Genomic DNA, 25,671 nt, shown 5'->3' on the forward strand with positions numbered 1-25,671 from the left:
TAGCTACTTTTACCATTTGTTCATGGCTAGTTCATAATTTGTTCATAATTGTCTTGTATATTTATACTACAGTCAAGAGCAAGACATCTTGTAAAAACGAAAGATAGATTTTTTCATAATAGGGTAGGCGCAGCGATGTGTCTACCCACTCCTCATTAATGGGGGTTTTTACGCCCCAAAATGTGCATTACTTCTCTATTGCAAGGATCTCCTCATTCAGAGAGAGCATTCTTGCGTCAAGGTTAGCCACCATGGTGGCGCACTCGTGAAGCTCGGAATTGATATGAGCCGGCGCTTTTCCCTCGAATTTGTACTGAATCTTGTGCTCAAGCGATGCCCAGAAATCCATGGCAACAGTCCTGATCTGAATCTCCACCTTAACATTGACGATCTTGTCGGAGAGATACACAGGAAGAGAAACTATCATATGATAGCTCCTGTATCCGCTCGGCTTGGGATTCATAATGTAATCCTTGATGGTCAGGACCTGAATATCCTTCTGTCCGCTGATCATCTCGGCGATTCTGTATATATCTGATGTAAAAGAGCATATGATACGGATTCCGGCTATATCATTGACGTAGCGCACCATGTTCTCGATAGTGGACTCATAGCCGTTTCTCTTGAGCTTTTTGACAATGCTCTCAGGCCCTTTTACTCTGTATTTGACATGCTCGATGGGGTTGTATCTGTGGACCTCCTGAAACTCATCGTTGAGGATCTCAATCTTGGTCTGTATCTGCTTGAGTGCAGCGTTGTAGAGGAGGTTGACTTCCTCCCATGTATTCATGTCATCTGATATTTTGATGTCATATCCTGATAGATCTAATTCCATTTAGATACCTCTTTAAATCTGATCACAAGGAAGTTACACTACGTGTAACACGTTCGGACTAAATTCGGAAGGACCTCATTAAGTCCTCACAGCCAGTATTCCTTATTAAGGGACAGCTTCGGCAAAAGAGCTTTTGGCAGCTTCCTGTAATTTCTGCCAAGCTTGTAACCTAGCCATCTGCATCCGCACATTACGATATAGTGCGGGATAAGATATGCCTTACCCATCTGTTTGAAATGCCCTATGGTCTGCGAAACCATCTTTTTGCCCTCAGTTTCAGAGCTCACTGCTGCGAAGATCTCAGGGTGCTCCGTCTGCGAAACCCCGATGTCAAAGTTCCTGTGGAACTGCTGAGCGCAGGTGTAGTTGTGGGAGTGGATAACTCCCGCCTCGGGAACATAGCAGATGGCATAGCCCTTCTTACATGCGGTTCCTGCATATACCATATCCTCGTTGAAGATTGCCTTGTGGATAAAACCGCCAAGTTCATCAAACATGCTGCGTCTGTACATAGCGCAGACATTGGAGCAAAAGTAGGTCTTAATGCCAAGGCGCGGGATATCCGCCTGTGTCTTCTTCATCGGTTCTGTAGGATAGTTGAACTTGCGGGAGTAGCGCTCTGCAAGGTTACAATCACTCTTCGGATACTGTCTTGCGTAAGCCGCTGCCACATCGCTGTCATCAAAGACCTTTAACAGGCTTGATATCAGAACCTTGTCCCTTGGAAATGCATCCTGAGTCATCATCAGGAAGAAATCCGCATCGGAATGAGAAACGCCCCGATTTCTGGTCTCGCCGTGATCAAACTCTGCCTTAGTCACATGTTCCACTACTATGTTATCATATTTTTCCTGTGGATTTTCCTTTGATTTTGAAAGGAGATCATCCCAGTATTTCTCTTCGGTATTCATGATAATGACCTTGGATGGGCGAACAGACTGCCTCTCCAGATCATCGATCAGCCGTAAAAGAGCTATATCCGGTTTGTAGGTGGGAATAATTACATCTACGGTACTCATTCTTTTCCCCTTAAGATATGTATAGAACAATTAAGGGCCGGGCTCCATCAGAACCCAGCCCCTTTAATCTTTCTGTAAAGCTTATGATCAGCCGCCGATGTATTTGCTTACATCGCCCTTGATCTTCTCACTGTACTTCTGAACATCTGATGATGGCTCATATGCCTCATCGTCGAACAGGAACTTGTGGAGCCACTTAACGTTGCTCTGAAGGTCTACAGGAAGTACGCAGCTTCCGGCCTTACCCATAGTTCCGGTTGTACGCATCTCCTCGTATGGGAATCCGTTGTTATCAACAACCTTGTACTTGGTAATGCCCTTGAGCATATCCAGGATCTCTGAAATATCAAGAGATGTATAAGTCTCTTTGAATGCGTTGTTAGCAACTGTCTCAAGCTGTGAGTAGCTCATTCCCTGAGCCTTCTCAAGACAAGCCATAAGAACTGTTCTCTGTCTCTCGGCACGCTTGAAGTCGTCGCCGGCTGTGTATCTGATACGGCAGTAAGCAGTTGCCTGAAGTCCGTTAAGAGTCTGGCGTCCTGCGCTTGTTACAGGTGTATACTGGAGCTTCAACTCAGTAGCCATTGTAGCCTGGTAGTTGTTAAGGTGAGAAATCTCAGCATCTGTAACTTCAATCTCTACACCGCCAAGAGCATCTACAACGTCTGTAAGTCCTCTGAATCCGATAGTGATGAAATCGGAAATATCCATATCCAGGTTCATGTTAAGCATTGAGATAGCCTGCTCCGGACCACCCTGAGCATAAGCAGCGTTACACTTGGTGTAAGTATCGTTACTCAGGTTAAGGTAAGTATCACGGTAAACTGAGCAGAGCTTAACCTCTCCTGTATCATTGTTGATTGATGCAATGATGATGGAGTCTGATCTTGTATTCTTGGTGAGCTGCTCGTCACGGGCATCAACACCGAACAGTGCGATATTGGTGTAGCCCTTCATATTCTCATCGTTAACAACGGTCTCACTGATACTCTGTGTGATTGCTTCCTCATTGAGGTTAACCTTACCAACCTTGGTTACGTCCACCTTGAAGAAAAGAGTGTAGGCAACATATACAAGAACGCAAGCAAGAAGCATTTCTGCTACCAGAAGGATTATTGCCTTCTTGTTGTCTTTCTTTTTACCGTTTCCGCCCTTTCCGCTGCCGCCTTTCCTGGAGCTGCCGTTTCCGGAAGATGCTCTCCTTGATGATGAAGGTCTTGATGAACTTCCGGAAGATTTCCTTGATCCTGAAGTTCTGCGTGGATCTCTTGAAGATCCTGCGGATGATCTTGATGATGAACCCTTCCTGGGAGCTCTGTCATCGTAATCGTCATAATCATCGTAATCGTCGTAACGGTCATCATATCTGTCATCGTAGCGATCGTCATATCTGTCATCGCTTCTGCGAGATGACCTGTGGCCGTCTCTCTCGTAATATTCGTCGTCTCTGTTTGACATAACACGTCTCCTCGTCCCAACAAAATAATTCAAAATTTCTTGATAATGCCAATACGGTAGATTAGCACCAATATATTCTGCCACAAATGAGCCCCTTTTACAACCCCAATAAAAAATGCGTACCTCAGTACGCATTTTTGTTGATAAAGCCATGTCTTATGGTGCCGAGCATGATCTTGAAGTCGAAGGCCATGCTCCAGTTTTCAATATAGTAGATATCGTAGTCGATCCTCTTACGGATAGAAGTGTCTCCGCGGTAGCCGTTGATCTGGGCCCAGCCGGTAAGACCGGGACGAACCTGATGCTTGACCATGTAGCGCGGAATCTGCTCCTTGAACTTCTCGACGAACTGAGGTCTCTCGGGCCTGGGGCCAACAAGACTCATCTGGCCGATGAAGATGTTGAAGAACTGAGGCATCTCATCGATACTCGTCTTGCGGAGGAAACCGCCGACTCTGGTGATCCTGGGATCACCCTTGGTGGTCCAGCCTTTCTTTTCCTCAGCTTCTGTCTGAACCTTCATGGTCCTGAACTTGTACATCATGAAAGGAACACCGTTTCTGCCTATCCTCTCCTGCTTGTAAATGACAGGTCCGGGGCTCGTTACCTTAACCGCAATAGCCGCAACCAGCATAATAGGTGAGAAGATGATGATCGCGAAAAGAGATCCCACGATGTCCACAACTCTCTTGGCAAACCTGTTGAAGGTATCGCTGAGAGGAACATATCTGATATTGATGACCGGAAGTCCCTGAACTTCCTCAGTATACGGATTGCTCGGGAAAAGAGATGTGTAATCCGGAATAAACTTGGTATGGACGCCGGATTTCTCACAATCAGCTACCAGCACCTCAAGACGATCGTAGTCATCCAGCGGAAGCGTAATTGTGATCTCATCGAAACTGTTTTTCTCAAGAAGCTCACCCAGCTGATCGATCTTGCCAACAACTCTTACACCGTGGTAATTGGTATCAATCGGAACAAAATCATCCAGAACGCCGACAACATCATATCCCCATTGAGGATTCTCCAGTATTCTGCTGATGTAAGCCTCCGCAGCCCTGGAATATCCCACCAGCAGAATATGCTTGATGTTGTATCCCTTTTTGCGGATATACTCCAAAAACTTGCGCACTATCCAGTGGGCTATTGTCGTCAGAGTAATATTGAGTCCAAAGAATATTGCCATCATCCAACGCGAGAAATCACCTTGCTTGAGCAAATACAGTACTACTGTAAAGCCGATGATACCCATGATGTTGGCCTGGACAATGTCTACAAATTCCTCCCACAGGCGAAGCGCCCTTCTGGAGGTGTAGAGCTGGACCATATAATATAAGAAAATATACGCGGGAACCAAAAAATAAAGCGCAGAAAAATAGGTCTCCATGGAAAGTCTTCCACCGGGCCTTTTATCTGCGAATACTGATTCAAATTTTATATAGTAGGAAAGCATGTATGAACCGGCCACCAAAAGCCCGTCCACAATCACATGCGCCCTATTTAAATGTGCCTGATTGTCCTTGATCACAATACTTTTCCATACCTTCCCACAGTAAGGGATATTTTAGGATATTATATCACACATTCATAATTCTGCGACCTATATTTACCCATAGCTCGATCTGAAGCCTGAATGCATTCACAAGCTCTTTTCTCCCGAAGATCACACGGTGATTTGCAAATTTCGCAATCTTCTTGAAGCCCCCAAAGAGCCCCTTGATATGAGCTTTCCCCAGACCTTGTCTCACATAAAAAGCGTGCTTGATGGCAATTCCAATACATATCGGCAGGAAATTGATGAATATCTGAAAAGCAGGCATGTTCTTATAAATAAGGAACAGATTGTTGGCTGCTGTCAGCTCAACCTTGAAGGCGTTGTACCTTGAGCCGCTGGATGCGCTGCCCACGTGATAAACGATGGCCGTCGGTTCCATAACGTTGGCGAAGCCCTTAAGACGCGCCCTATAGCCGATGTCCACGTCCTCGAGGTAGCAGAAATGCTCCTCATCAAAGTATCCAACCTTGTCAAAATACTCTTTTCTGTAAATAGCAGCTCCAGCACAGGCGCTGGTTATGGATTCCCTGCGGCTGAAGTGCTTGTTGTCCGCATCTTTGCCGGGAGTGAAGGCCCATCCAAGGGCGCAGTACAGATCGCCACAGTCGTCGATATTGTGGGGTTCCTTCATTTGGAGCATCTTGGCCTGGGCGGAAAAGAGCTTTTTCTTGCCGTCCATGACTTTGATAAGCCGCTCCAGTGCATACTCGTCGCACATTGTGTCATTGTTGAGCAAAAAGACATACTCAGAATCCGCTGCCTTGATGCCCACGTTTACAGCGTTTGCAAAGCCGGTGTTCTCATCAAGCTCGATGAGCTCTACACTTGGCCACTTTGTCTTTATGTAATCCTGACTGCCGTCGGTGGAGCCGTTGTCCACAATGATCGTGTCAAAGGCTATAAACGTCTGCTTCTCCAGACTTCTAAGGCAGTCGCCGAGATATTTTTTCCCATTGTAATTGGGTATGATAACTGTCAATAAGCCCATACTCATATCCTCTTAGTTACCTGCGGATCCCACATAATACGGTAGCCGCGCTTTCTGACTTCCTCCGCAAAACGGATGCTCAAAGACGCTATCTCTTCCACGGAGCGTCCTGCAAAGTTATCTGTAAGACCGCCTTCCAGCGCATCTATGATGGCCTGCTCAGTCTCTTCAAAGGTGGTCACCACGTACTTCCTCGAGCCGTCAAAGCTGTTGTAATACTTGGTTCCCGTAATCTCTTCATAGATGGGAACAAGCTCATCCCGAACCGCAATGCATCTGATGTCCACGGCGTAAGCATCCTGCTGAAGCACCGCTCTGTGCTGAAGTCCGCCGGAATACCCTTCCGGAAGTCCTGCATAGGCAAGAGTTCCGTCCTTGCGATACATACCGCCGCATATTCTGTCTCTTTTATTTAGTATCTTGCCGCCAACGCAGCCCACGTCCTCTCTCTCGTAAAAGAAATCCCGGTCGTAGTCCAGTCTGTAAAAGCCAACGTGCTTAAGCTGGACCGCTGTGGCCTTTATATCGTAGGAATCCGCGAGGTCCTGCAGAGCGCGTCTTCCTGCATCATACGCATAGTTCTTGCTGGCAGGATTGGCAGCCGTCGATGCGTCGTGGCATCTCCAGTGATACAGCACCTTGCTGATATGCGCAATCTGACTTGAAGCCTGCGGCATATTGAGTGCAGCTTCCGCACAGGCTCTCAGGAACAGGTCATAGTCCTGGGCTCCGTCGTACTCTTTTCTGAGTTTGAGTCTCTTTATGACATCCGCCCTCATGACCGTGAAGTGGCAGATGTAATTGTTGGACATGAGATAGTCCATGTTAAAAGAGGGCTTCTCATGGTGTTCGTAGTACCTGCCCGATGCATCATCGAACTTGTCCTCATCGGAATAGATAAGGCGAAGCGGACACGCGGAATATCTGGCAAGCTTGTTGGTCTTCATGCTCTTTCTGATGACTCTGTCCATCTCGTAGAGTGCATCCGGAGTCAGCAGATCGTCATGATCCAAAAGACCTACATAATCCCCCTTGGCCTTCTCAAGGCCGCGGTTGGTGTTCTCTGAAATTCCATCGTTGGAATCAAGGTGATAATAGCGGATACGCGGATCCTCTGCCGCGAACTCTTTTGCCACGTCAAGAGGTGTCCCCGAGGCATCAGCAAGTATCAGCTCCCAGTTGCCGTAGGTCTGGGCAACAACGGACTCTATCATCTCGCGAAGGTACTTCTCAGGCGTGTTGTAGAGAGGCACCACAATGCTGAACTGCACGAGGTTTCCGGCCTCTGCCAGGAGCTTGTACTCCTTCTTTTGCTCAGCGATGACTGCGTCCGATAAGGGAACAAATTTATAATTGTCCCGGCGGTTGTCGCCCACTCTTTCCATGGCAGCAAAAAATGCGGCCCTGACACCATTGCGCTTAGCGTATGCAATTGTCTTGGAGACCGCATTTTTAATTGACATGTAGTTATTACTTCCTTGTATTTTTTGTATAGCGAAATGGTCCCTGGGGACGGAGTCAAGGGGTCATTTTCTGTAAACATTCCGGCTTTATGATAATTTGTCTGAAAATGACCCCTTGACTCCGTCCCCAGGGACCATTTTGCTTTCCACTCAGTAGTTAGATGAAGCTCTTAACTGCTTCTGTAAGTTCGTCCTGGAGCTTGGCAGCATCCTCAAGGTTCTTGCCCTTAACGCCCATGTAGAACTTGATCTTGGGCTCTGTTCCTGAAGGTCTTGCGCAGCACCATGCATCGTTGTCCAGCGCAAAATAGAGAACGTTGGATGTAGGAAGTCCTGTGTCACCCTCTTTGCCTGTTGCCATGTCGATGGTCTTGTGAGTCTTGTAATCACGGAACTCTTCAACTGTCCACTGGCCGAACTTCTTGGGAGGATCGTTACGGAGCTTGTCCATAAGAGCAGCAATCTGCTCAGCGCCTTCCTTGCCCTTCATGGTGATTGCGTACTGGCCTTCCTTGTAATAGCCGTACTTATCATACATGTCGATCATTGCATCCCAAACGCTCTTGCCCTGTTTTTTGTAGAAAGCAGCAAGCTCGCAAAGCATCATAACAGCTACAACAGCATCCTTGTCTCTTGCGTGTGTTCCTGCAAGACATCCGTAGGATTCCTCAAGTCCGAATACATAATTGTTGCTCTGGCCATTCTCCTCGAAGAGCTTGATCTGCTCGCCGATGTACTTAAAGCCTGTGAGAACCTCGATGTACTTAAGTCCATAAGCTTCTGCAACTGCCTTGGCCATGTTGGTTGTTACGATAGTTGTTACGAAAGCAGGGTTAGCAGGCATTGTACCTGTAGCCTGACGCTCTCTCAAGATATAGTCACCGATGAGCATTCCTGACATGTTACCTGTGAAAGCAACGTACTCGCCGGTCTTAAGGTCTTTGGCATAGATTCCAAGTCTGTCGGCATCGGGATCTGTTGCAAGAACGATGTCGGCATCCTTCTCCTTGGCAAGCTTAAGTGCAAGCTCGAAAGCCTTGGGATCCTCAGGGTTAGGATAGTCAAGAGTTGTGAAGTCGGGATCAGGAAGCTCCTGCTCCGGAACAACGAATACGTTCTTGAATCCAAGCTCCTTAAGAACACGTCTTACAGGGAGATTACCTGTGCCGTGGAAAGGTGTGTATACGATGGTGAACTTGTCAGCCATCTCGTCAATAACGTCCTGGTGGATGATCTGCTTCTTGAGCTCAACCATGTACTTGTCATCAAGCTCTTCGCCAAAAGAAACATAGAGTCCCTGAGCGATCGCATCCTCCTTGGACATTGTCTTAACATCATGATAATCGGTAATTGCTACAACTTCATCGATGATTCCAGTATCGTGAGGCGGTGTAACCTGTGCGCCGTCCTCCCAGTATACCTTGTAGCCGTTATATTCAGGCGGATTGTGAGATGCAGTTACCATTACGCCTGCGATGCATCCAAACTCTCTGAGCGCAAATGAAAGCTCAGGTGTAGGTCTTAAGATATCACTGACATAAGCCTTGATGCCGTTTGCAGCAAGACAAAGAGCTGTCTCATCAGCAAATTCAGGTGAAAATCTTCTGCAGTCATAGGAGATCGCAACGCCCTTTTTCGCAGCGTCCGGTCCGCCATTCTTTTTAATATAATTAGCAAGACCCTGAGTAGCCTTTCTAACTGTGTACTTGTTCATTCTGTTGGTGCCTGCTCCGATTACCCCGCGGAGTCCGCCGGTACCAAACTCAAGCTCTCTGTAGAACCTGTCTTCAACTTCTGCCTCATCGTTGCGGATAGCAAGAAGTTCGTCTTTTGTTGCCTGATCAAAATACTCATCATTCAGCCAATATTCAAGCTGCTTTGTAGCTTCACTCATTACCCTTCCTCCTTAAATAAACATGCTGTAATTGCACTAAATAATTATACCATCAAATCTTCCATGCTGCACCCTAATGTTCTTGACAGTTGAAGCAGAGTCTGCCCCTGTGTTTTGTTGATATCTCTTTGTCCCTGCTCAAATAACTGAATCTGCCTGAGCGGAACCCCCGATTCTTCAGAAAGAGCCCGTTGCGACAATCCGGCATAAGCACGAAGTCTTTTTAATCTCGACATCTCTCTGTGCTCCCTGAGACTATCGTCCATCATGTCCACAAATACTGTAATATCAGCCTCATGGAGAGTGGGATACATTCCACGTATCGTATCAATTGGAACGCACCTGTTTATCTCTTCATATCTGACATTCGATATCCACTGATAATATGCCAGTGACCAGCCTGTCCAGTATTCCGGAGATTTGTCCACATGCATCTCATCGGGCTTATCTATGTGCAGATCCGTGCAGGTCTCAATAACTTCCCTGGCAACCTCACAGCCGTTCTTGCCTGCAACATAAGTAGAATTACCAATTTCAAACTGACCGGCCATTCCGCTGATCATGAACAGCCTGTGAAATTCCTGAAGCTTCATTCCAAGCGTATTAACAGCGTAGTCATACATATCGCCCATTACTCTCTGCGCCAGTGGCAGATACAGTTCAGAATACGCGTAATTCCTCATCACTTACATTTCCTCTCATGATATCCAAAATGTAAATCTCATCAAGCCGGTTCACAGAAGGCCGAAGTTCCTGATACTCCCTTCTGGCTTTTATGTCTCTTGCCTCTTTTTTATTGAAGTACAAAGCGGCTTCTGCCTCTTCATATGACCTGAATGTCAGTTGATCAAACGCTCTTTTACTCTTTAATACAATCTGCTCACTGAGTCCTCCAAGCCTCATTGCTTCCGACAATTTCTGTACTGATATAGTTCCCGTTATGAAGTCCTGGGCAAAAGAAAAATAGGAATCATCTGCTCTGTACCCCTTTATAATGTCAAATTCTGAAACATCAATAAGATACCTGTCCTGCAAAAAATCCTTGGCATCCTCAGCTATACTCTTTCTCTGCCAGTAGCCTCTGTACTTGGTAAGTAATGCCATCCAGTTGAGTATGTTGTAATCCCCGCTACAAAGATCACATATCTTAAGCCCTTTGGTATCAAGCTCATAGCAATTAGAGAAGCCATTCTTGTTTCTCTTGCATGCCCATTCCTTGGACAATTCCGAATCTTCGGTACAATAAAAGCCCTTACCGTAATCATTGGCAGATGTTCCATGACCATAAATCGGAGTATATATAATGTTCTCTGAGCCGTGATAAATCAACAATTGTATAGCCTCCAAAACAAAAAGTATCGCTGTAGAGATACTTTTATTATATCTCTGTAGCGATACTTTTTCAATAATACTTATCCTATATGCTCCTCATCCTTTGAAAGCTCTGCTGCTTTTACATGCGGATTGTGGTAGTGCTCACGCTTTTTGGAAACATCGCCGATGGAGATGGCGTTTCTCGGGCAGAACTGAAGGCAGCCGAGGCACTGTGCACAGTCTGTGCCGATGCTGGCTTTGTTGTTGACGATCCTGATGTTTTCTCTCGGGCAGATGCTAGCGCACTGTCCGCAGGCGATGCAGTTATCGTTAACTTCAAACTGACTTGCCTTCTTTTTGAGCATTCCTGAGAAGCCGGCATTCTCAATGGCGTTCAGGATATTAAGGCCCGGCTTTTTGCGTACCTTGCCTGCCATAATGTCTTTTGCCATGGCGGCAGCGAGCTTCTTACTTCTGGCTTCGGCCTCTCCGACCGAAAGGCGCGGCATCATCAGGTAATGAGGGAAAAGCCAGATGCAGCTGCAATGGTGTGTGATCACGCCCCAGTAACTGAGCGGAATAATCTTGTTAAGTCTTGCAAGTCCTGTGCCCTTGTAGGCCGCGCATGAAGTCACACCAAATGTATATGCACTCGGGCTTACCTTGATCTCTTTTGCATATTTAAGTACATCCGCCGGCGCTCCGCCACCGTAGCACGGAAACACAAATCCCACCTTCCTGGCGTCCGAAACATCAGTGACTGCCATGCCCTTCTTGATCCTGACAAGGTCAGCACCGCCGATCCCCTTTGCTATATTCCTTGCGATATCCAGGCAGTTGCCGGTGCCTGAAAAATAAAAGATTACATTCTCTGCCATAAGAAACCCTCCAATAGATTACTTTATCTTATTATACTACGAGTTCGAGTGCAGGAAGTATATCCTAATGTCGTTTGTTTTCTGTAGATTTACTGTCCTTTGTAACTTTTTGTTTACGGACAGTATGGCTTTTGTGCCATATTCGCGCAAGGCTACTGTCTGTGATTCATTTTGCTTTTCAGACAGTAAGATTTCGGCGACCTTCCATTGTTAGTTATTGCTATCGCTTTAATTATCTCGTAATTTATACTGTCCACAGACGACTTTTGCTTGCAGACAGTAGCATTCTTCCTAACACTTTCCATTTCACTACTGTCTGTTTGCAAAAATCTACTTAGGACAGTAGGAGGTCCCGTAACTCAACGTGTAATTTACTGTCCGCACGGCAAATCTGATTACGACTATTATGTAGGTCCAAGTAAATACATAAGAAGGATTTTATAAATAGAATACAAAAGGAGTCAAAGAGGATTTTGTTTTCCTCTTTGACCCCTTGACTCCGTCCCCAGGGACCATTTTATTGTGTTCTAAGACTTGAATACCCTTCCACATTCAGCGAGAAGTCGCTGCGATCGAGTGAGAAGTTAGGATTGTAGTATGGATCGCCCTTGTCGAGAACCTCTTTCCACTTGGTGCGGAAGTGCTCGGATTCGCCTTCGTAGCGGGCCGCATTCTTGCCTTCAAGGTCAAGGCCGCGGGAGAGAGACTCATAGTGGTAGAGCTCTGCGAATGGTGTGAACACGTTGAGGTATCCGGCCTGGCGGAGCTTTAAGCAAAAGTCCACGTCGTTGAGGCTGACTGCAAAGCCTTCGTCAAAGCCTCCGACCTCGTCGTACTTCTTGCGGCTGACCATGAGACATGCTCCGGTTACGGCGCTGACATCCTGAGCGTAGCAAAGGCGTCCCATGTAACCGAGGTTCATTCCGGCCTGTCCGTAGTGCGAATGTCCGGCAGTCCTGTGCGCTCCGAGTTTAAGGACAACGCCGGCGTGCTGTATCTTGCGATCCGGGAAGTAGAGCTTGGCTCCGACAGCACCGACGTCTGCGCGCTGGGCGTACATCAGAAGCTCCTCCATCCAGTTGACAGTAATAACCTGTGTATCATTGTTTAAAAGAACTATGTAATCACCGGTAGAATTCTTGACACCGTAGTTTACAACCGCTGAATAGTTAAATCCGCTGTCCTTGTTGTCGCCGCCTGCCATCGCCTTGTAGGCTGTGTAGTCAACGACCTTGACGATGTCCTTAAGTCCACCGTTTTTCAGTTCCTCATAATATCCGCGGATCTCGCTGCCCTTGGAGTTATTCTCCACAACGATGATCTCGTAGTTGTCGTAAACCGACTTCTCGTATATTGAATCAATGCACCTCTTAAGGTCTTCCTTGTGCTCGCAGTTCGGGATCACGATTGAAATCTTGGGTGTTCCCTGAACCTCATAGGTGATCTTGAAGATAGTCTCAAACGCTCTTGTGCTGGTGATCTTGAAGTGATCATAACCATGTCTGCGCAGGTGGTCAGCCACAGCGCCCTTGGCTGCATCGATAGCATAAGGCTTGGCATTGATATCAGAAGCAACAGATCCCGCATGGCTTCTCCAGTAGTAGAGGAGCTTGGGCACATGCACGATATGCTCCGCCCTGTCAGTCAGTCTCAGGATCATGTCGTGGTCCTGGCTTCCGTCAAACTTAGGTCTGAAAAGCTCCGTGCCATCAAGAAGCGTTCTCTTGAACACACTGAAATGGCATATATAATTATTAGCTCTTAAGTTATCGATCGCATAATCCGGCTTGAAGTGCATGGTGATCATCTTGTTGATGTCATCACCCTTGAAGGTGGTCTCATCACAGTAGATGTAGTCCGCATTCTCCTCGTTGATAGCCTTCACATACCAGTACAGAACCTCGGGATGAAGAATATCATCATGGTCGAAAAGACCTATGTACTCACCCTCAGCCAGCTCCAGACAATGGTTTGTGTTGCCGGAGATACCTTCATTTTTCTCAAGCTTCTGATATTTGATCCGGCTGCCGCCGCCCGGTAAAAGAGCTTTAGGACCGGCCTGATACTCTTTTACAATTGCTTCGACAGTCCCGATGTGCTCAGCGTCGGACCCGTCAGCAAGGCACAGCTGCCAGTTGCCGTAGGTCTGTGCCAGCACAGACTCTATCATGTCGCGCAAAAACTTCTCAGGAGTGTTATAAAGCGGAACAAGGATCGATATGAGCGGCATTTTTTCAAATACAGCGCTCTCCTGCTCTTTTCTCGTCTCCTCAGATGGGAAGCTCTCTGTACCGTAATGGGTCATCGCCTTCTTTTCGATCTGCTTGTACTTGATCTTGGCAATGACTCCTCGCAGAGATCCCTGGTTCCTCACGCGGTCCCTCTGCCTGATAACCCAGTGCATTGCATTTCGCGCCGGTGTAGAGGCCTTCCAGATAGGGTTGTTCTTGATCCTGTTCAGCTTAAACTCCAGCTCCTGGTTCTTATCTTCAAGCTCCGCTATACGGCCCGCCAGGTCTGCGGTCTTCAGCTTCTCCTTCTCATATGCAGCTTTATAATCAAAATTGTTGTCTGTCATTACTTACTTCCTTGAATCCTTTATTTTCAGCACGTTCGGAACCCAGTTGATGAGTTTCAAGCGGCTTGTCTTGTCGATTGCAAGCATGCCGATCTGGTAATATCCCGGAGGGAGCGTGTTCTTGTCAATTCTGAGCTTGTAGCCTGTGAGGTCCACATTTACCTGATCGCTCAGGCGCACGCGGATGTCAGGGCGGTACCAGACGTAAGGTGTAAAGCTGTAGACCTTGGTGTTTACAGGGCCCACTGAACCGTCAGGACTCTTCTCGATCTGCCTCAGCACAAGCTTTTTGTCAAAGCATGCGTTGTCGGAGCCGATGACGAAGCTGTAGCCCTTGAGATAATAGCCCTCATCGCACCCGGATGCTGTAACGCCGTAGAGCCAGTTGTCCATCCTTCCGTTGTACTCGCAGCCAACGCGAAGGCACTGGTCCTCTCTTGCTCCGCGGATTCCCTTCTCATGGATGCTCGCAGTAGCATATGGCAGATTCTCGACAGGCGTGTAATCCTCGCGTGGAATGATCGCCGAAATTGTCTCGTCCTCAGTCAGATGCGGACTGTAGAAAGGATCCCAGTTGTACAGATGGGCATGCTTTCTCATGAGGGTGTCGCCCTCAACGGCCAGTCTCTCCATCTTCTTGGGGTCAAGGTTATCAAGCCCCCTGGTCAGAGACTCGTGGTGGTAAAGATAAATGTGATTGCAGCAGACGTTGTAGTAGCCCCTCTCATGGATGGTGTAGCACAGATCCACGTCGTTGAAAGCTACCGCAAGGTCTTCAGGGAAGCCTCCCGCCTCAATGAACTTCTTGCGGCTGACCAGCAGACATGCGGCTGTCGAGCCTATAGTATTATGGATTCCCCTGTTATATCCGAAATAGTGACTCTTGTTGTCATGCATCTTCTGCAGCTTGTGCACAGGGCCGCGCCTTACATTGGCGATTCCGGCGTGCTGGATGAGATCAGTGTCGGGATAGATGAGCTTGGCACCGACTACGCCGACATGGCGAAGCTGCGCCTGAGAGAGCATCTCGCGAAGCCATCCTTCCTTGGCACATTCAATGTCATCATTCATGAAAAGAAGGTATTCTCCCGAAGAGTTTTTTACCCCCTGATTGCACATGGCTGAGAAATTGAAATCCTGAAGCTTGTAGATATAGTTGATCTTCACAAGGCCGTTCTTGCGAGGTGCCCTGGAAGCATAAACTCCATATTTAACCCTGTTTGCGGCATTTGACCCGTTGTCGATAATGACAATATCGTACTTGATATTGTCATCGCCGGTGGTCTCAATTATTGAATTAAGGCACTGCTGCAAAATCTCAGGGTGATCCTTGGACGGAATGATGATGCTGACGGTGGCAGGTGCCAGGAGCATGTGCCTGGAAGTATGGAAATTCCTTCCGTAGAACACATCCTGCTCAGGGCTTCTGTGGAACAGAACCTGCTTGATGTGGCCGATTGGGAACTCGAGGCCGGTTCTTTTTGCGAAAGCATGCTCATGTATTGCCAGCATGCAGAACAGCACGTCTGCAGACAAAAGAGATGCTTCCAGCCCGGTCTGCTCGACACTTCCGCGCTTATGTGAAGTCCCGCCAAGCATTTTGACCGCATTGTCATATTCCTTGGATGATTCATGCAAAGTCTTTGCTCTGCATGCGAAATAACTGCCTATATAGAAGGCGTTCAGATATGAATCGGGAGACCAGTCGGGCTTAAAATACGGATGAATGTATTTGCCGTTAGCTCCGGCTTCGTCCTCATCTCCGTAAACCACGTTGTGTTCCGGATGCGCGATAAAGTACTGTCTTACTACCTCCGCAGCCTTTTTGATGAGCTTGCCCTTGGGACTTACAAAGAGATAGACTGTGTTGTCATCTGCCTTGTTGTCCTGAACTTCCCATACTTTGCCGTAGGGGATCACTTTGACAGTCGGGTCCGGGAGTTTATGGGGAATCTTTTCCCCATTCTCATCCTCGTCATAAATGACCGGTGCTGTGGCCATAACAACAGGCTCTTTTTCACGAGCGTGCTGCCACTTGTCGTAAGCTGAAGACTTGGCGGCTAATACCTTGTTGTATTTAGTTGTGCTCTTCTTCACAAGCCCTGACTTGACCAGTCCTTTTAGCATATCCCCTTAATCCCACTCCTCGTCTTTGTACATACGTTCTTCGCGCTTTTCGATAATCTTCTTGCCGATCTTTTTGATCAGATTCTTGCCCTTCTTAGGCTGCTGAGGCGCTGCGGGTTCCTCCTCGTGAAGAGAGTTTGCAAGTGCGTCAGCCGCATTCCTCGGAATCAGCGTTGTAAGAAGCGAAAGCTCCAGGTGATTCCTGGACTGCATGTTGAGCTTCTGGCTGGATAAGCCGAACTCAATATTAGGGTCGTCTGAGTTAAAGACAAATGTATCATCTGAAATCCACTGACCGTTTACAGGGTGGATGTCAATATCACAGCCGGTGTCCGAAATCGGCTTGCCGTTCCACTTCGCGTCCTTGATAGTAACGATACACGGCGCAAATGCCGGGTCCACACGGACAATCCTGCAATCATCGGAAACTCTCAGGTCCAGCGTGATTGTATTGTTGTCGTCGTAAGTCTCCTCCGGGAAGAAAGAATCATCCTCAGAGTAGCCGTTTCCCTCGTCGAGATAAATCTGAACACAGTCATCGGGTCTTGCTGCCTCGGCTCCGCCCTGCAGCTCTTTTGGCACGATAGTCTTCCTGCCAAGGGCCTTCCAAAGCTCAACCATGGACTTTCTGTTGCCTGTGACGTACTTCTGGAACTGATACTCCTCTTCCAAAAGATCTTTTATCTCATCCTCGGTGATGCCGATTTCCTTGTAAAGTGGCTTTAAGTCAAACTTCTCGCGCTTGCGATCCTCTAACCTGTAGCAGTAGAGCGCTCTCCAAACCTGTTCTTTGGCCGGAATGCACTTACCGTAAGTCCACTCATAATCTATTATAGTCCAAATAGGACCGTTGACCATAACATTGGAAAAGATAAGGTCGTAGTCCGAAACGGGATAATCCTCTTTGTACCTGATCCTCTTGATGTACTCATTGACCAGTGCATAGAAGCCGTCGGGATCGTCCCTGTCAACGCACTCATCAAGAAGAGATGCCAGTGGCACTCCGTTGACAAAAGAGAAAATGGCGCAGCCCATCTTTTCGTCGATCTGGCAGTCGTTGATCTCAAAATCGCCGCCCTGGAACTTCTGCTTAAGGCCAAGGTAAGCATCCCTGATGCCGAAGACATGCTCTTTGGCTGCCTCAGTCAGCGGGAACTTCCTGATGACACGGCGTCCTGCCCTGTCAATGGCGATGTCAGTTCTTATCTTGAACTCGTCTACGCGGTCATTTGAATACTTGCTGTAAATTGTATCAAAGCCGGGTCCGAGTATTACTTCAAAAGAGTTCGCGAACTCCTGATACATATCCTCACGTACAAGATCTTCATAAGCTCTTTTCTCATTAAAGAGCACAAGCCTGTCCTGGTCGAAGTTGCGGACATTGTCCTGCAGATCCCCGAACTTGGGGGTGTAGGAATCCGAGTGCAAAAGAGTCATGAACTTATAGTCAGGATACGGATAATAGAAATGGTACTCATTTATGCCGCATTTCTTGAAGATGTTAATGAGGCCGTTCCTTGAAAACGTCCTCGCAACGGAGTCGGGGGAGTAGCCCTCAATTCCTGTAAAGTAGCTTCCCAGATGGTCTTCCTTGCAGCCGGCAAAGTACTTGAGTCCAAGCCTGTTCTCAATGGCGATGACGATCCTTCCGCCCTTTTTGAGATGTCTTTTGAGCATGCGAAGGAACTTCTCGTAGGGGCTGTCAGTGCCGATGTAGCCCTGGCCGTACTCGAAGACGCCGATGAGGAAGATGTAGTCAAAATCCTTGGGAAGGTCGGGCTCGATATCCCTGAAATTGCCCACGTGAATTGTGACGTTGTCGCAGTCAGCATTGCGGGTTGCGTTGATCTCGGACCTTCTCCTGGAGAGATCGCAGGCCACAACCTCTTTTGCCTTGGATGCGAGCATACCTGTGATGGCACCACAGCCTGAGCCGACTTCAAGGACCTTGGCGTGCTTGTCCATGGGGATCCACTCAACGATGTTGGCGCGCTGGTCAGAAAGGTGGTACATGATGGGCCAGTTGTTGCGCTCCTCGATGACCTGCTGGTACTCTTCTTTTTTGTATTTTTTGACAATCTCAAGAAGGTCGTTCTCTATAGATCCGTCGCTGTAGAGATCAACCCCTGAGTAATGTTTGAAATTGAGGCTTACGCCGCCGATTTTTATAACTTCCTGCATGTTCCTTATTCCTTAGCGTCCTGTACAACGCATTTTGATTCCATATCGTAGTAACCAACCGTGTTCTTGTCGGAGACAACGGTTATGTTCAGGGCATCGTAGAGCCTGTGGTAGACTGTGAAGTCATTCTGCTCAAAGCCTGTAACTCCGAAGCTTATCAAGTATTCGCCGCCCTGAAGTGTCATTTTCTGGGTAAAAGAGATTTCTTTTACATCTCCTGCATCGACCGGGTCAAGGAATGCCTTCTCCACCATGGAGTTGGTACCTGTGATCTCGATACCCATGATGTTCTTGAAGGTGAAGGCAAAAATGGGCGCTGCCACTGCCTGCCTGAAGCGGACCTTCATGTGGACTGTGAACTCGCTGCCCTTGATGATAGAGTTGGTGCGGGTTCCGCGGTCGTCTGTTACGTAGTATTCCTCGATGGATGCTGCTCCGTCGCCGTACTCGAGAGTGTCGGGATTGGTTGCGGTATCGGGCTTGCCGGTTGCTGTGTCTGTCTTGTCAGATTTGTCTGATTTGGACTTTGTGTCTGACTTTGTCTTGCTGTCTGACTTGTCAGATGCCTTAGCTGCAGCCTCGCGGATCTGCTCATCATCAAGAAGGTTCTCCGTATCTCCTGCGCTAGGCAGCGGATACTGTCCAACAAGGACCTGTTTGTAAATGTCGATCATCTTCTTGGGTGTTCCCTCGCCCAGGAGCACGCCCTGATTGAGTAGCACAGCCCTGTCGCAGTACTTGCTGATACTGGAGAGGTCGTGGGATACGAAGAGGATGGTCTTGCCCTGCTTCTTGAATTCCTCAAACTTGTGATAGCACTTGGCCTGGAAGAATACGTCTCCGACCGAAAGGGCCTCATCGACGATGAGGATCTCAGGGTCGATGTTGATCGCTACCGCAAACGCCAAGCGGACAAACATACCACTGGAGTAAGTCTTGACCGGCTGATAAACGTAGTCACCGATGTCCGCAAACTCAAGGATTGAATCCAGTCGCTTTGTGATCTCTTCCTCAGAGAAGCCGATCATCATACCATTCAAATATATGTTATCGATTCCGTTATATTCCATGTTAAAGCCTGCACCCAGCTCAAGAAGTGCTGAGATATGGCCGTCTACGTTGACTTCACCGGATGACGGGGAGAGAACGCCTGTAATGATCTTGAGGATTGTACTCTTTCCCGAACCGTTGGTTCCGATGATGCCCACTGTCTCTCCCTTTTTAACTGTGAGGTTCACGTTATTGAGAGCCAGATGTTCCTTGTACCTGTCCTTACGGACCAGGCCAAGAGAGTCCTTGAGGCGGTCAATCGGCTTGTCATACAGTTTATAAATTTTCGTGAGGTTCCTGACCTCAATCGCTGTGTCTTTATCCATATATAATTCCTGTTAACTAGTTTGGAAAAACTTTTCTGCTTGTATATTTCATTCACTGCATGTTCTTATGTTTAGAGCAGTCTTTCTATGTCCATGGCATGTTATTCTCTGTTCAAAGTCATGCTACAGAGAAAATTTGTAAAAAACATGACTTTTGAGCCCTCTTAAAGTCATGTTTATTTGAAAAAACTGTTTTAGCATGACTTTACATTCATGCTGTAGAGAAAAACTGCTTAAAACATGACTTTTTTACAAGTTTTATTCATGTTTTTAACAAAAATCTTATTTCACATGACTTTATCAAAACGCGAAGTCATGCGAATTTGAAAAAACTCTAAAAACATGACTCCAATGCACGTAATAGCGTATATTTGTTATCGGCGCTACTCAGTATCACAATACATCTGCAAAATGCGTCTTGCTTCTCTTGAAAATCAAAGCTCCTAAACAGAAGCTTGCCACCACGAACAGCCAGAAGTAAGTCGATGAATAGAAGTGCTCAAAGAACCACGTATCGCCATAAATAGAATTCCTGAAGCCATCCACAATATATGTCATGGGGTTGAGCTTGACAATCCATCTGTACTTGTCGGGCACGATCTGGATGTTCCAGAGGATGGGCGTAGCCCACTGGAAGAGCTGCAGGAAGATGGAGATGATCTGCAGTAGGTCTCTGAAGAACACCACTATTGCGCTGGTCGCATAACTGATGGAGAGCACAAGGATAAACTCACAGCCGATGTAGTAGATCAGCTGAAGCCAGTAAACATTCGGATAATAGCCGTATATGCAAGCGATGACCATCATAACTCCAATGAAAAAGATATGGATGAACATTGCTGCGATGATCTTGATAATGGGCAGAATACTGATCTTGAAGAGCACCTTTTTAACAAGATAATTGTACTCTAAAAGAGACGTTGTACCGTTGGTGAGCGCCTCGGAGAAATAGAACCAGGGCACGAGGCCTGCTGTCAGGAACAGAACATAGGGAACTTCCACGCCCCCGGAGACTGCCTGAGCTTTTGCGGTAAAGACAACGTCAAAGACAATATAATACATACAAACAGTGACCACCGGCTGAGCCAGTGCCCACACAATACCCATGTAGGATCCCGCATATCTCTTTTTGAAATCATTGACCGCAAGGCGCTTTATGAGCTTTCTGGAATTCCAGAGCTCCACGGGAAGTACCGTGAGCTTGTCATACCATGCATAAAAAAGAATCCCGCCTACTACGATCAGAATACATCCGCAGACCTTCTTGAGCATTGCGGTGTGCGGATCCTCAAGTGGGTTGTTATGAAAGATGAGAATCAGCGCCAAAGCCAGCGCCAATGTGTAGAAAACCGCCAGGGCTATGGTCTTGGCCCTGACCGGTTTCTTAGCAGCAGAAATCAAAGTTCCTTTAATCCTCCCCACTTAGTATCTCTCTCGGAAAGGTTAAGCTTCATATCATCTGTGATAGGCCATTCTACGCCGACATCGGGATCATCCCATTTGATTCCTCCCTCACCTGTGGGATCATAGAAATCCGTGCACTTATAAGCAAACTCTGCGTAATCCGAGAGTACTAAAAATCCGTGAGCAAATCCCTTAGGGATAAAGAACTGCTTCTTGTTCTCAGCTGTGAGCTTAACGCCGAACCACTTTCCGAAGGTCTTGGAATCCTTGCGAAGGTCTACCGCAACGTCAAAAACCTCACCGTTTATGCAGCGAACCAGCTTGTCCTGAGGGTGCTTGGTCTGGAAGTGAAGGCCTCTCAATACGCCCTTGGTGCTGGCTGACTGGTTGTCCTGCACGAACTCAACGTCTATGCCCGCCTCATAGAAATCATTCTTGTTGTAGGTCTCCATGAAGTATCCTCTGGCATCACCAAAAACCTTGGGAGTGATGACCTTAAGTCCCTCTATTTCACATGTTTCAACTGTAATCTTGCTCATCGTCTTAAAAATTCTCCTAAAAAATATATTATGGTTGTCCTACCGGTGTCCCGGAAATTGTCTGATCTGAAGGGATGTACTGGCCATACCCGCCATCAGGCGCATCCGGAAGACTTGTCAAAAGCCCTGATGAATCCGTGCCTGCCTCCAGATTGGGGTTTGTCAGCTCACCCACCACAGCCATTCCCGTGCCGGGTCTGTCCTCTTCTTCGGCAAAAGAGCTATCGGCGCTGCTCTCATCTGTGCTCGCCTCTGATTTCTTGATCACCACTACTGACGGGATCTTCTCGGTCTCGTCAAAGAAATCATCGTCAAGCAGAAAGCCGCTTAAGCTGTCACCTATCTGGTCACCGTAGATGACAGGCTCCTCCGAAACCTCTTCAGTTGCAGCTTCAGAAGCTACAGGCTGAGGCTTCTCTTTTACACCAAAGAGGCTGTTTATCTTGTCTGTATTGGTGGCGTATACGATCACCAGCACCAGAATGAAGGCGCTTATGATGGTAAGTATCGCCATTCTGAAAACTCTTGAGTCCATACACTACCCCTCTTCCAATACTTTCAGGCGGTCAAAGACCATTAGCTACCTCGACTAAGTATTTTCCGTAATCTGTCTTCATAAGAGGCTCGGCAAGTGCCAGCAGCTGATTCTTGTCAATGAAGCCGCGCTTGTATGCAATCTCCTCGATGCAGGAAATGTAAAGTCCCTGTCTCTTCTGGAATGCGCATACGAAATCGGATGCATCAAGCAGTGAATCGTGATTGCCGGTATCGAGCCACGCAAATCCTCTTCCCATGGTCTCAACGCGGAGTTCTCCTCTGCGGAGGTACTCGTTGTTAATGCTTGTGATTTCTATCTCGCCTCTGGGTGAAGGCTTAACGTTCTCGGCGATCTCTACAACGTTGTTGTCATAGAAGTAGAGTCCCGGAACTGCGTAATTGCTCTTTGGATGCTCGGGCTTCTCCTCGATGCTGATGGCTTTGCCGTTCTCGTCGAACTCAACAACGCCGTAAGCTCTGGGATCCCTTACGTAGTAGCCAAAGATTGTCGCACCCTTCTCTCTTGATGCAACTTCCCTCAGGAGCTTACTAAAGCTCTGGCCGTAAAAGATATTGTCGCCAAGTACCAGGGCAACAGAATCCTTACCGATAAATTCAGCGCCGATGATGAAAGCATCAGCCAGTCCCCTGGGCTTGTCCTGAACCGCATAAGAAAACTTCATGCCGAGCTGACTTCCGTCGCCAAAGAGCTCCTCAAATGCGGGGAGATCTCTGGGGGTTGATATTATAAGTACCTCTCTGATACCTGCAAGCATCAGAGTTGAAAGCGGATAGTAAATCATGGGCTTGTCATAAACAGGCATCATCTGCTTGCTCATAGCCCTTGTGAGCGGATAAAGGCGTGTTCCGGATCCACCGGCTAAAATAATTCCCTTCATGGACTTACCTCCAATTTATCTGTTTGAATACATCTTCTCGTAGTACTTCTCATAGTCACCGGATGTCACATGCTCCATCCACTCTGTGTTATTGAGGTACCACTTGATGGTCTTCTTGATGCCCTCTGCGAACATAGTCTCAGGCTCCCAGCCGATCTCAGCCTTGATCTTGTCAGGCGCGATGGCATATCTTCTGTCGTGGCCCTTTCTGTCTGAAATATACTTGATCAGATCATAGGAAAGATTAGCCTTGCGTGGATCTGAATCATCAAGCTCTTCCTTGAGTGTGTCGATGATGATCTTAACGATCTCGATATTCTGCTTCTCATTGTGACCGCCTACGTTATAGGTCTCGAAAAGTCTGCCCTTTTCCTGAACCATGTCGATGGCCTTGGCGTGGTCTTCTACATATAACCAGTCGCGGACGTTCTTACCGTCGCCGTAAACCGGAAGCTCTTTTCCCGCAAGTGCGTTGTGGATATGAAGCGGAATAAGCTTCTCAGGGAACTGGTAAGGTCCGTAGTTGTTGGAGCAGTTTGTTATGTTGGCAGGGAACTTGTAAGTGTCCATGTATGCCTTAACCAGCATGTCTGAGCTGGCCTTACTAGCTGAATATGGGCTGTGAGGCGCATACGGAGTTGTCTCATAGAAGTACGCATTAGGGTCGTCATCCAGTGAGCCGTAAACCTCATCAGTTGAAACGTGGAGGAACTTCTTGCCCTCCTTAAACGAACCGTCAGGAAGCTCCCATGCCTTCTTGGCTGCGTTGAGCATGGTTGCTGTGCCGAGAACGTTGGTCTGAACGAAAACCTCAGGGTTGACGATTGATCTGTCAACATGGCTCTCAGCTGCGAAATGAACAACTCTGTCGATGTCGTTCTCCTCGAAGATCTTGTTGATGGCATCGCGGTCGCAGATGTCAGCCCTTATAAATGTATAGTTATCACGATCTTCAACGTCACGCAGATTCTCAAGGTTTCCTGCATAGGTCAGAACATCCACGTTGATGATGCGAATCTCGTTATCATATTTCTTGAACATGTAGTTGATGTAGTTGGAACCGATGAATCCGGCACCACCTGTAACTAAATAAGTTCTCATGTCTTTCCCTTTCTTATAAAAAAGCAGATTTTAACTAAATAAGTATACCACATAGTAATGCTAAGTAGAAGAGTCCCATTCCATAGCACATATATCTGGGCTGCGGGAATATCATAGAGCCCGTAACCACGCAGTTTATTGCGATTCCGGCAAGCACTATGAACATGAGCCTTAAAATTACCGGCTTTGCAAATGACTTTTTCAGCAAAAGAGCTATGAATACCGCCAGGTAAATAACATAAATCGCGCCGGATACCCATATAAGGAATCTCGGGCTGATGTTGGCGTTGGAAATAACAAAGGCCTTCAGGACATTGGCAGTAAGAACATACATAACTCCCCGGTCCTTACCCTTAACAATCTTGGATACAGCATTACTTAAGAGCTTCTTGAAAAGAAATCCTTCCACCTCGTTCTGTTTGATACGCGCATGAACTTCATCCAGCTCCGGCCAGTGCTCTGCCACATACTGTTCCTTGATGGGCAGCACCACGTCAAAGCCAATGACATCATAGCAATCCGCATAGTGAGACGCCATAGTAACCCAGTCTGAATTAAACACATTCGAGATTTCCTCCAGCTGATACGCCTGAGAATAATCTATGGTAAGCTGTCTGCTCTTGCACTCATCATAAATCCGAGTGTAAAGAGCCTGTGCATCCGGATATTTCTCGGGATCGGCGTCTGCAAAAATCTCTGCATCCTCAGCTGTCGCCGTATAGAGCAGTGTATCGAGACCGCCTTTGCTGTTGCCGGTGTGCATCGTGAAGACGCCGCGGACAGCCAGATTGTAGCTGCAGTCGATAAGGTTGATGCTCAAAAGAGCCAGCACAACAGCTATAAATGTGAGACTGAAGTTTTTGAGGGAGCGATGTCTTTTGACAAAGAGATGTATTATAAATGACGCAAAGCCCCACATTACCAGGCACACGAGCATCTGCTTTCTAACGCTGCCGATGATGACTCCCAGGAAAAAGAGCTTCAGGATGGATTTAGTGTCATACCTGTCAAAGCTCTTTACCAGCTCAACGGTGAAGATGACGTAAAGCGGCATCGCAAGAGACTCGGTCATGAGACTCTCGGAGTACATCGAGCCGCGGTTTGCGACAAAGCGGTTAAGCCCTGCCACGCCAACCTGTGAGAGCATTGCGATAGCTGACAAGAGCCTGGATTTCTTTTCCCCAAGACTGCTCGTGGCATCGAGAATAAAGATTCCAAGATGAAATGCAGCGTAAACCCACAAAAGGCTCTGAAGAACTACCACCAGAGTGAGATAGGCCGGATAGTCATGGACCATTCCGGTTATGTTCAGGGTTTCAAAGAGCTTCCTGCAGCCCAGAAGGAACAGCGGGTATAGAGGCTCTCTGGAAAAATCCATGTCCATGTAACTGTTGGTGTCGACGCACCAGACGGGTCCGTCAAAGAGCGCTATCCCAACGAAGTAAATTGTCAATAACGCAAAGGACAGAAGCTTGAATGCTTCTGTTCCCTTGCCAGCTTTAAAACTTGCCATTGATCCTCC

Annotated in this window: 20 protein-coding genes; all 20 read right to left on the reverse strand. The window is 47.4% G+C overall.

All coding sequences use genetic code 11. From position 1 onward, the window contains the following. Window positions 1-187 precede the first annotated feature (187 nt). Window positions 188-790 (reverse strand): GTP pyrophosphokinase, encoded by a 603-nt coding sequence (locus tag G590_RS0115280; protein ID WP_442852347.1) that lies wholly within the window; start codon window positions 788-790, stop codon window positions 188-190. A 131-nt stretch (window positions 791-921) separates the two neighbouring features. Continuing rightward, on the reverse strand, window positions 922-1,854 hold the full coding sequence (locus G590_RS0115285) for a glycosyltransferase family 2 protein (protein WP_026494201.1): 933 nt from the start codon (window positions 1,852-1,854) through the stop codon (window positions 922-924). 87 nt (window positions 1,855-1,941) lie between these two features. Further along, window positions 1,942-3,312, reverse strand: a complete 1,371-nt coding sequence (locus G590_RS0115290) for an LCP family protein (RefSeq protein WP_026494202.1) — start codon at window positions 3,310-3,312, stop codon at window positions 1,942-1,944. 124 nt (window positions 3,313-3,436) lie between these two features. Then, entirely contained in the window at window positions 3,437-4,843 is a 1,407-nt protein-coding gene (locus G590_RS0115295) for an undecaprenyl-phosphate glucose phosphotransferase (protein ID WP_022766533.1), read from the reverse strand. A 49-nt stretch (window positions 4,844-4,892) separates the two neighbouring features. Next, window positions 4,893-5,858, reverse strand: a complete 966-nt coding sequence (locus tag G590_RS0115300) for a glycosyltransferase family 2 protein (RefSeq protein WP_022766534.1) — start codon at window positions 5,856-5,858, stop codon at window positions 4,893-4,895. A gap of 2 nt (window positions 5,859-5,860) precedes the next feature. After that, entirely contained in the window at window positions 5,861-7,321 is a 1,461-nt protein-coding gene (locus G590_RS20860; RefSeq protein WP_022766535.1) for a glycosyltransferase family 2 protein, read from the reverse strand. A 157-nt stretch (window positions 7,322-7,478) separates the two neighbouring features. Next, window positions 7,479-9,215 carry a phospho-sugar mutase gene (locus G590_RS0115310; RefSeq protein ID WP_022766536.1) on the reverse strand — a complete coding sequence of 579 codons (1,737 nt, stop codon included), beginning with the start codon at window positions 9,213-9,215 and terminating at the stop codon, window positions 7,479-7,481. 44 nt (window positions 9,216-9,259) lie between these two features. After that, window positions 9,260-9,898, reverse strand: coding sequence for a helix-turn-helix domain-containing protein (locus tag G590_RS0115315; protein WP_022766537.1), 639 nt, complete (start codon window positions 9,896-9,898; stop codon window positions 9,260-9,262). After that, window positions 9,876-10,547 carry a DUF3990 domain-containing protein gene (locus G590_RS0115320; protein ID WP_242829789.1) on the reverse strand — a complete coding sequence of 224 codons (672 nt, stop codon included), beginning with the start codon at window positions 10,545-10,547 and terminating at the stop codon, window positions 9,876-9,878. Before G590_RS0115320 ends, G590_RS0115315 begins: the two co-directional genes overlap by 23 nt. A gap of 80 nt (window positions 10,548-10,627) precedes the next feature. Beyond that, window positions 10,628-11,407: an EFR1 family ferrodoxin gene (locus G590_RS0115325; RefSeq protein WP_022766539.1), complete on the reverse strand. Its 780-nt coding sequence runs from the start codon at window positions 11,405-11,407 to the stop codon at window positions 10,628-10,630. Between the two features lie 517 nt (window positions 11,408-11,924). Next, a complete protein-coding gene (locus G590_RS0115330) occupies window positions 11,925-13,985 on the reverse strand; it encodes a glycosyltransferase family 2 protein (protein ID WP_022766540.1) in 2,061 nt (686 codons plus the stop codon). A gap of 3 nt (window positions 13,986-13,988) precedes the next feature. Then, window positions 13,989-16,112, reverse strand: coding sequence for a glycosyltransferase family 2 protein (locus tag G590_RS0115335; RefSeq protein WP_022766541.1), 2,124 nt, complete (start codon window positions 16,110-16,112; stop codon window positions 13,989-13,991). 6 nt (window positions 16,113-16,118) lie between these two features. Then, on the reverse strand, window positions 16,119-18,293 hold the full coding sequence (locus G590_RS21175; protein WP_022766542.1) for a class I SAM-dependent methyltransferase: 2,175 nt from the start codon (window positions 18,291-18,293) through the stop codon (window positions 16,119-16,121). 5 nt (window positions 18,294-18,298) lie between these two features. Beyond that, a complete protein-coding gene (locus tag G590_RS0115345; RefSeq protein WP_022766543.1) occupies window positions 18,299-19,669 on the reverse strand; it encodes an ABC transporter ATP-binding protein in 1,371 nt (456 codons plus the stop codon). A gap of 393 nt (window positions 19,670-20,062) precedes the next feature. After that, the gene (locus tag G590_RS0115350) at window positions 20,063-21,091 is read right to left on the reverse strand and encodes an ABC transporter permease (protein WP_022766544.1); all 1,029 of its coding nucleotides are present in this window, start codon (window positions 21,089-21,091) and stop codon (window positions 20,063-20,065) included. Beyond that, on the reverse strand, window positions 21,067-21,612 hold the full coding sequence (gene rfbC, locus G590_RS0115355) for a dTDP-4-dehydrorhamnose 3,5-epimerase (protein ID WP_022766545.1): 546 nt from the start codon (window positions 21,610-21,612) through the stop codon (window positions 21,067-21,069). The genes G590_RS0115350 and rfbC overlap by 25 nt, the downstream gene beginning before the upstream one ends. Before the next feature lie 28 nt (window positions 21,613-21,640). Beyond that, window positions 21,641-22,147, reverse strand: a complete 507-nt coding sequence (locus tag G590_RS0115360; protein WP_022766546.1) for a hypothetical protein — start codon at window positions 22,145-22,147, stop codon at window positions 21,641-21,643. 31 nt (window positions 22,148-22,178) lie between these two features. Continuing rightward, complete coding sequence (gene rfbA, locus G590_RS0115365) at window positions 22,179-23,048, reverse strand: glucose-1-phosphate thymidylyltransferase RfbA (RefSeq protein ID WP_022766547.1); 870 nt, start codon at window positions 23,046-23,048, stop codon at window positions 22,179-22,181. A gap of 15 nt (window positions 23,049-23,063) precedes the next feature. Continuing rightward, entirely contained in the window at window positions 23,064-24,149 is a 1,086-nt protein-coding gene (rfbB, locus tag G590_RS0115370; RefSeq protein WP_022766548.1) for a dTDP-glucose 4,6-dehydratase, read from the reverse strand. A 34-nt stretch (window positions 24,150-24,183) separates the two neighbouring features. Then, window positions 24,184-25,662, reverse strand: coding sequence for a hypothetical protein (locus G590_RS0115375; protein WP_022766549.1), 1,479 nt, complete (start codon window positions 25,660-25,662; stop codon window positions 24,184-24,186). Window positions 25,663-25,671: the final 9 nt, after the last annotated feature.

The organism is Butyrivibrio sp. XPD2006, from assembly GCF_000420865.1.
In the GTDB taxonomy this organism is placed as follows: Bacteria; Bacillota; Clostridia; order Lachnospirales; family Lachnospiraceae; genus Butyrivibrio.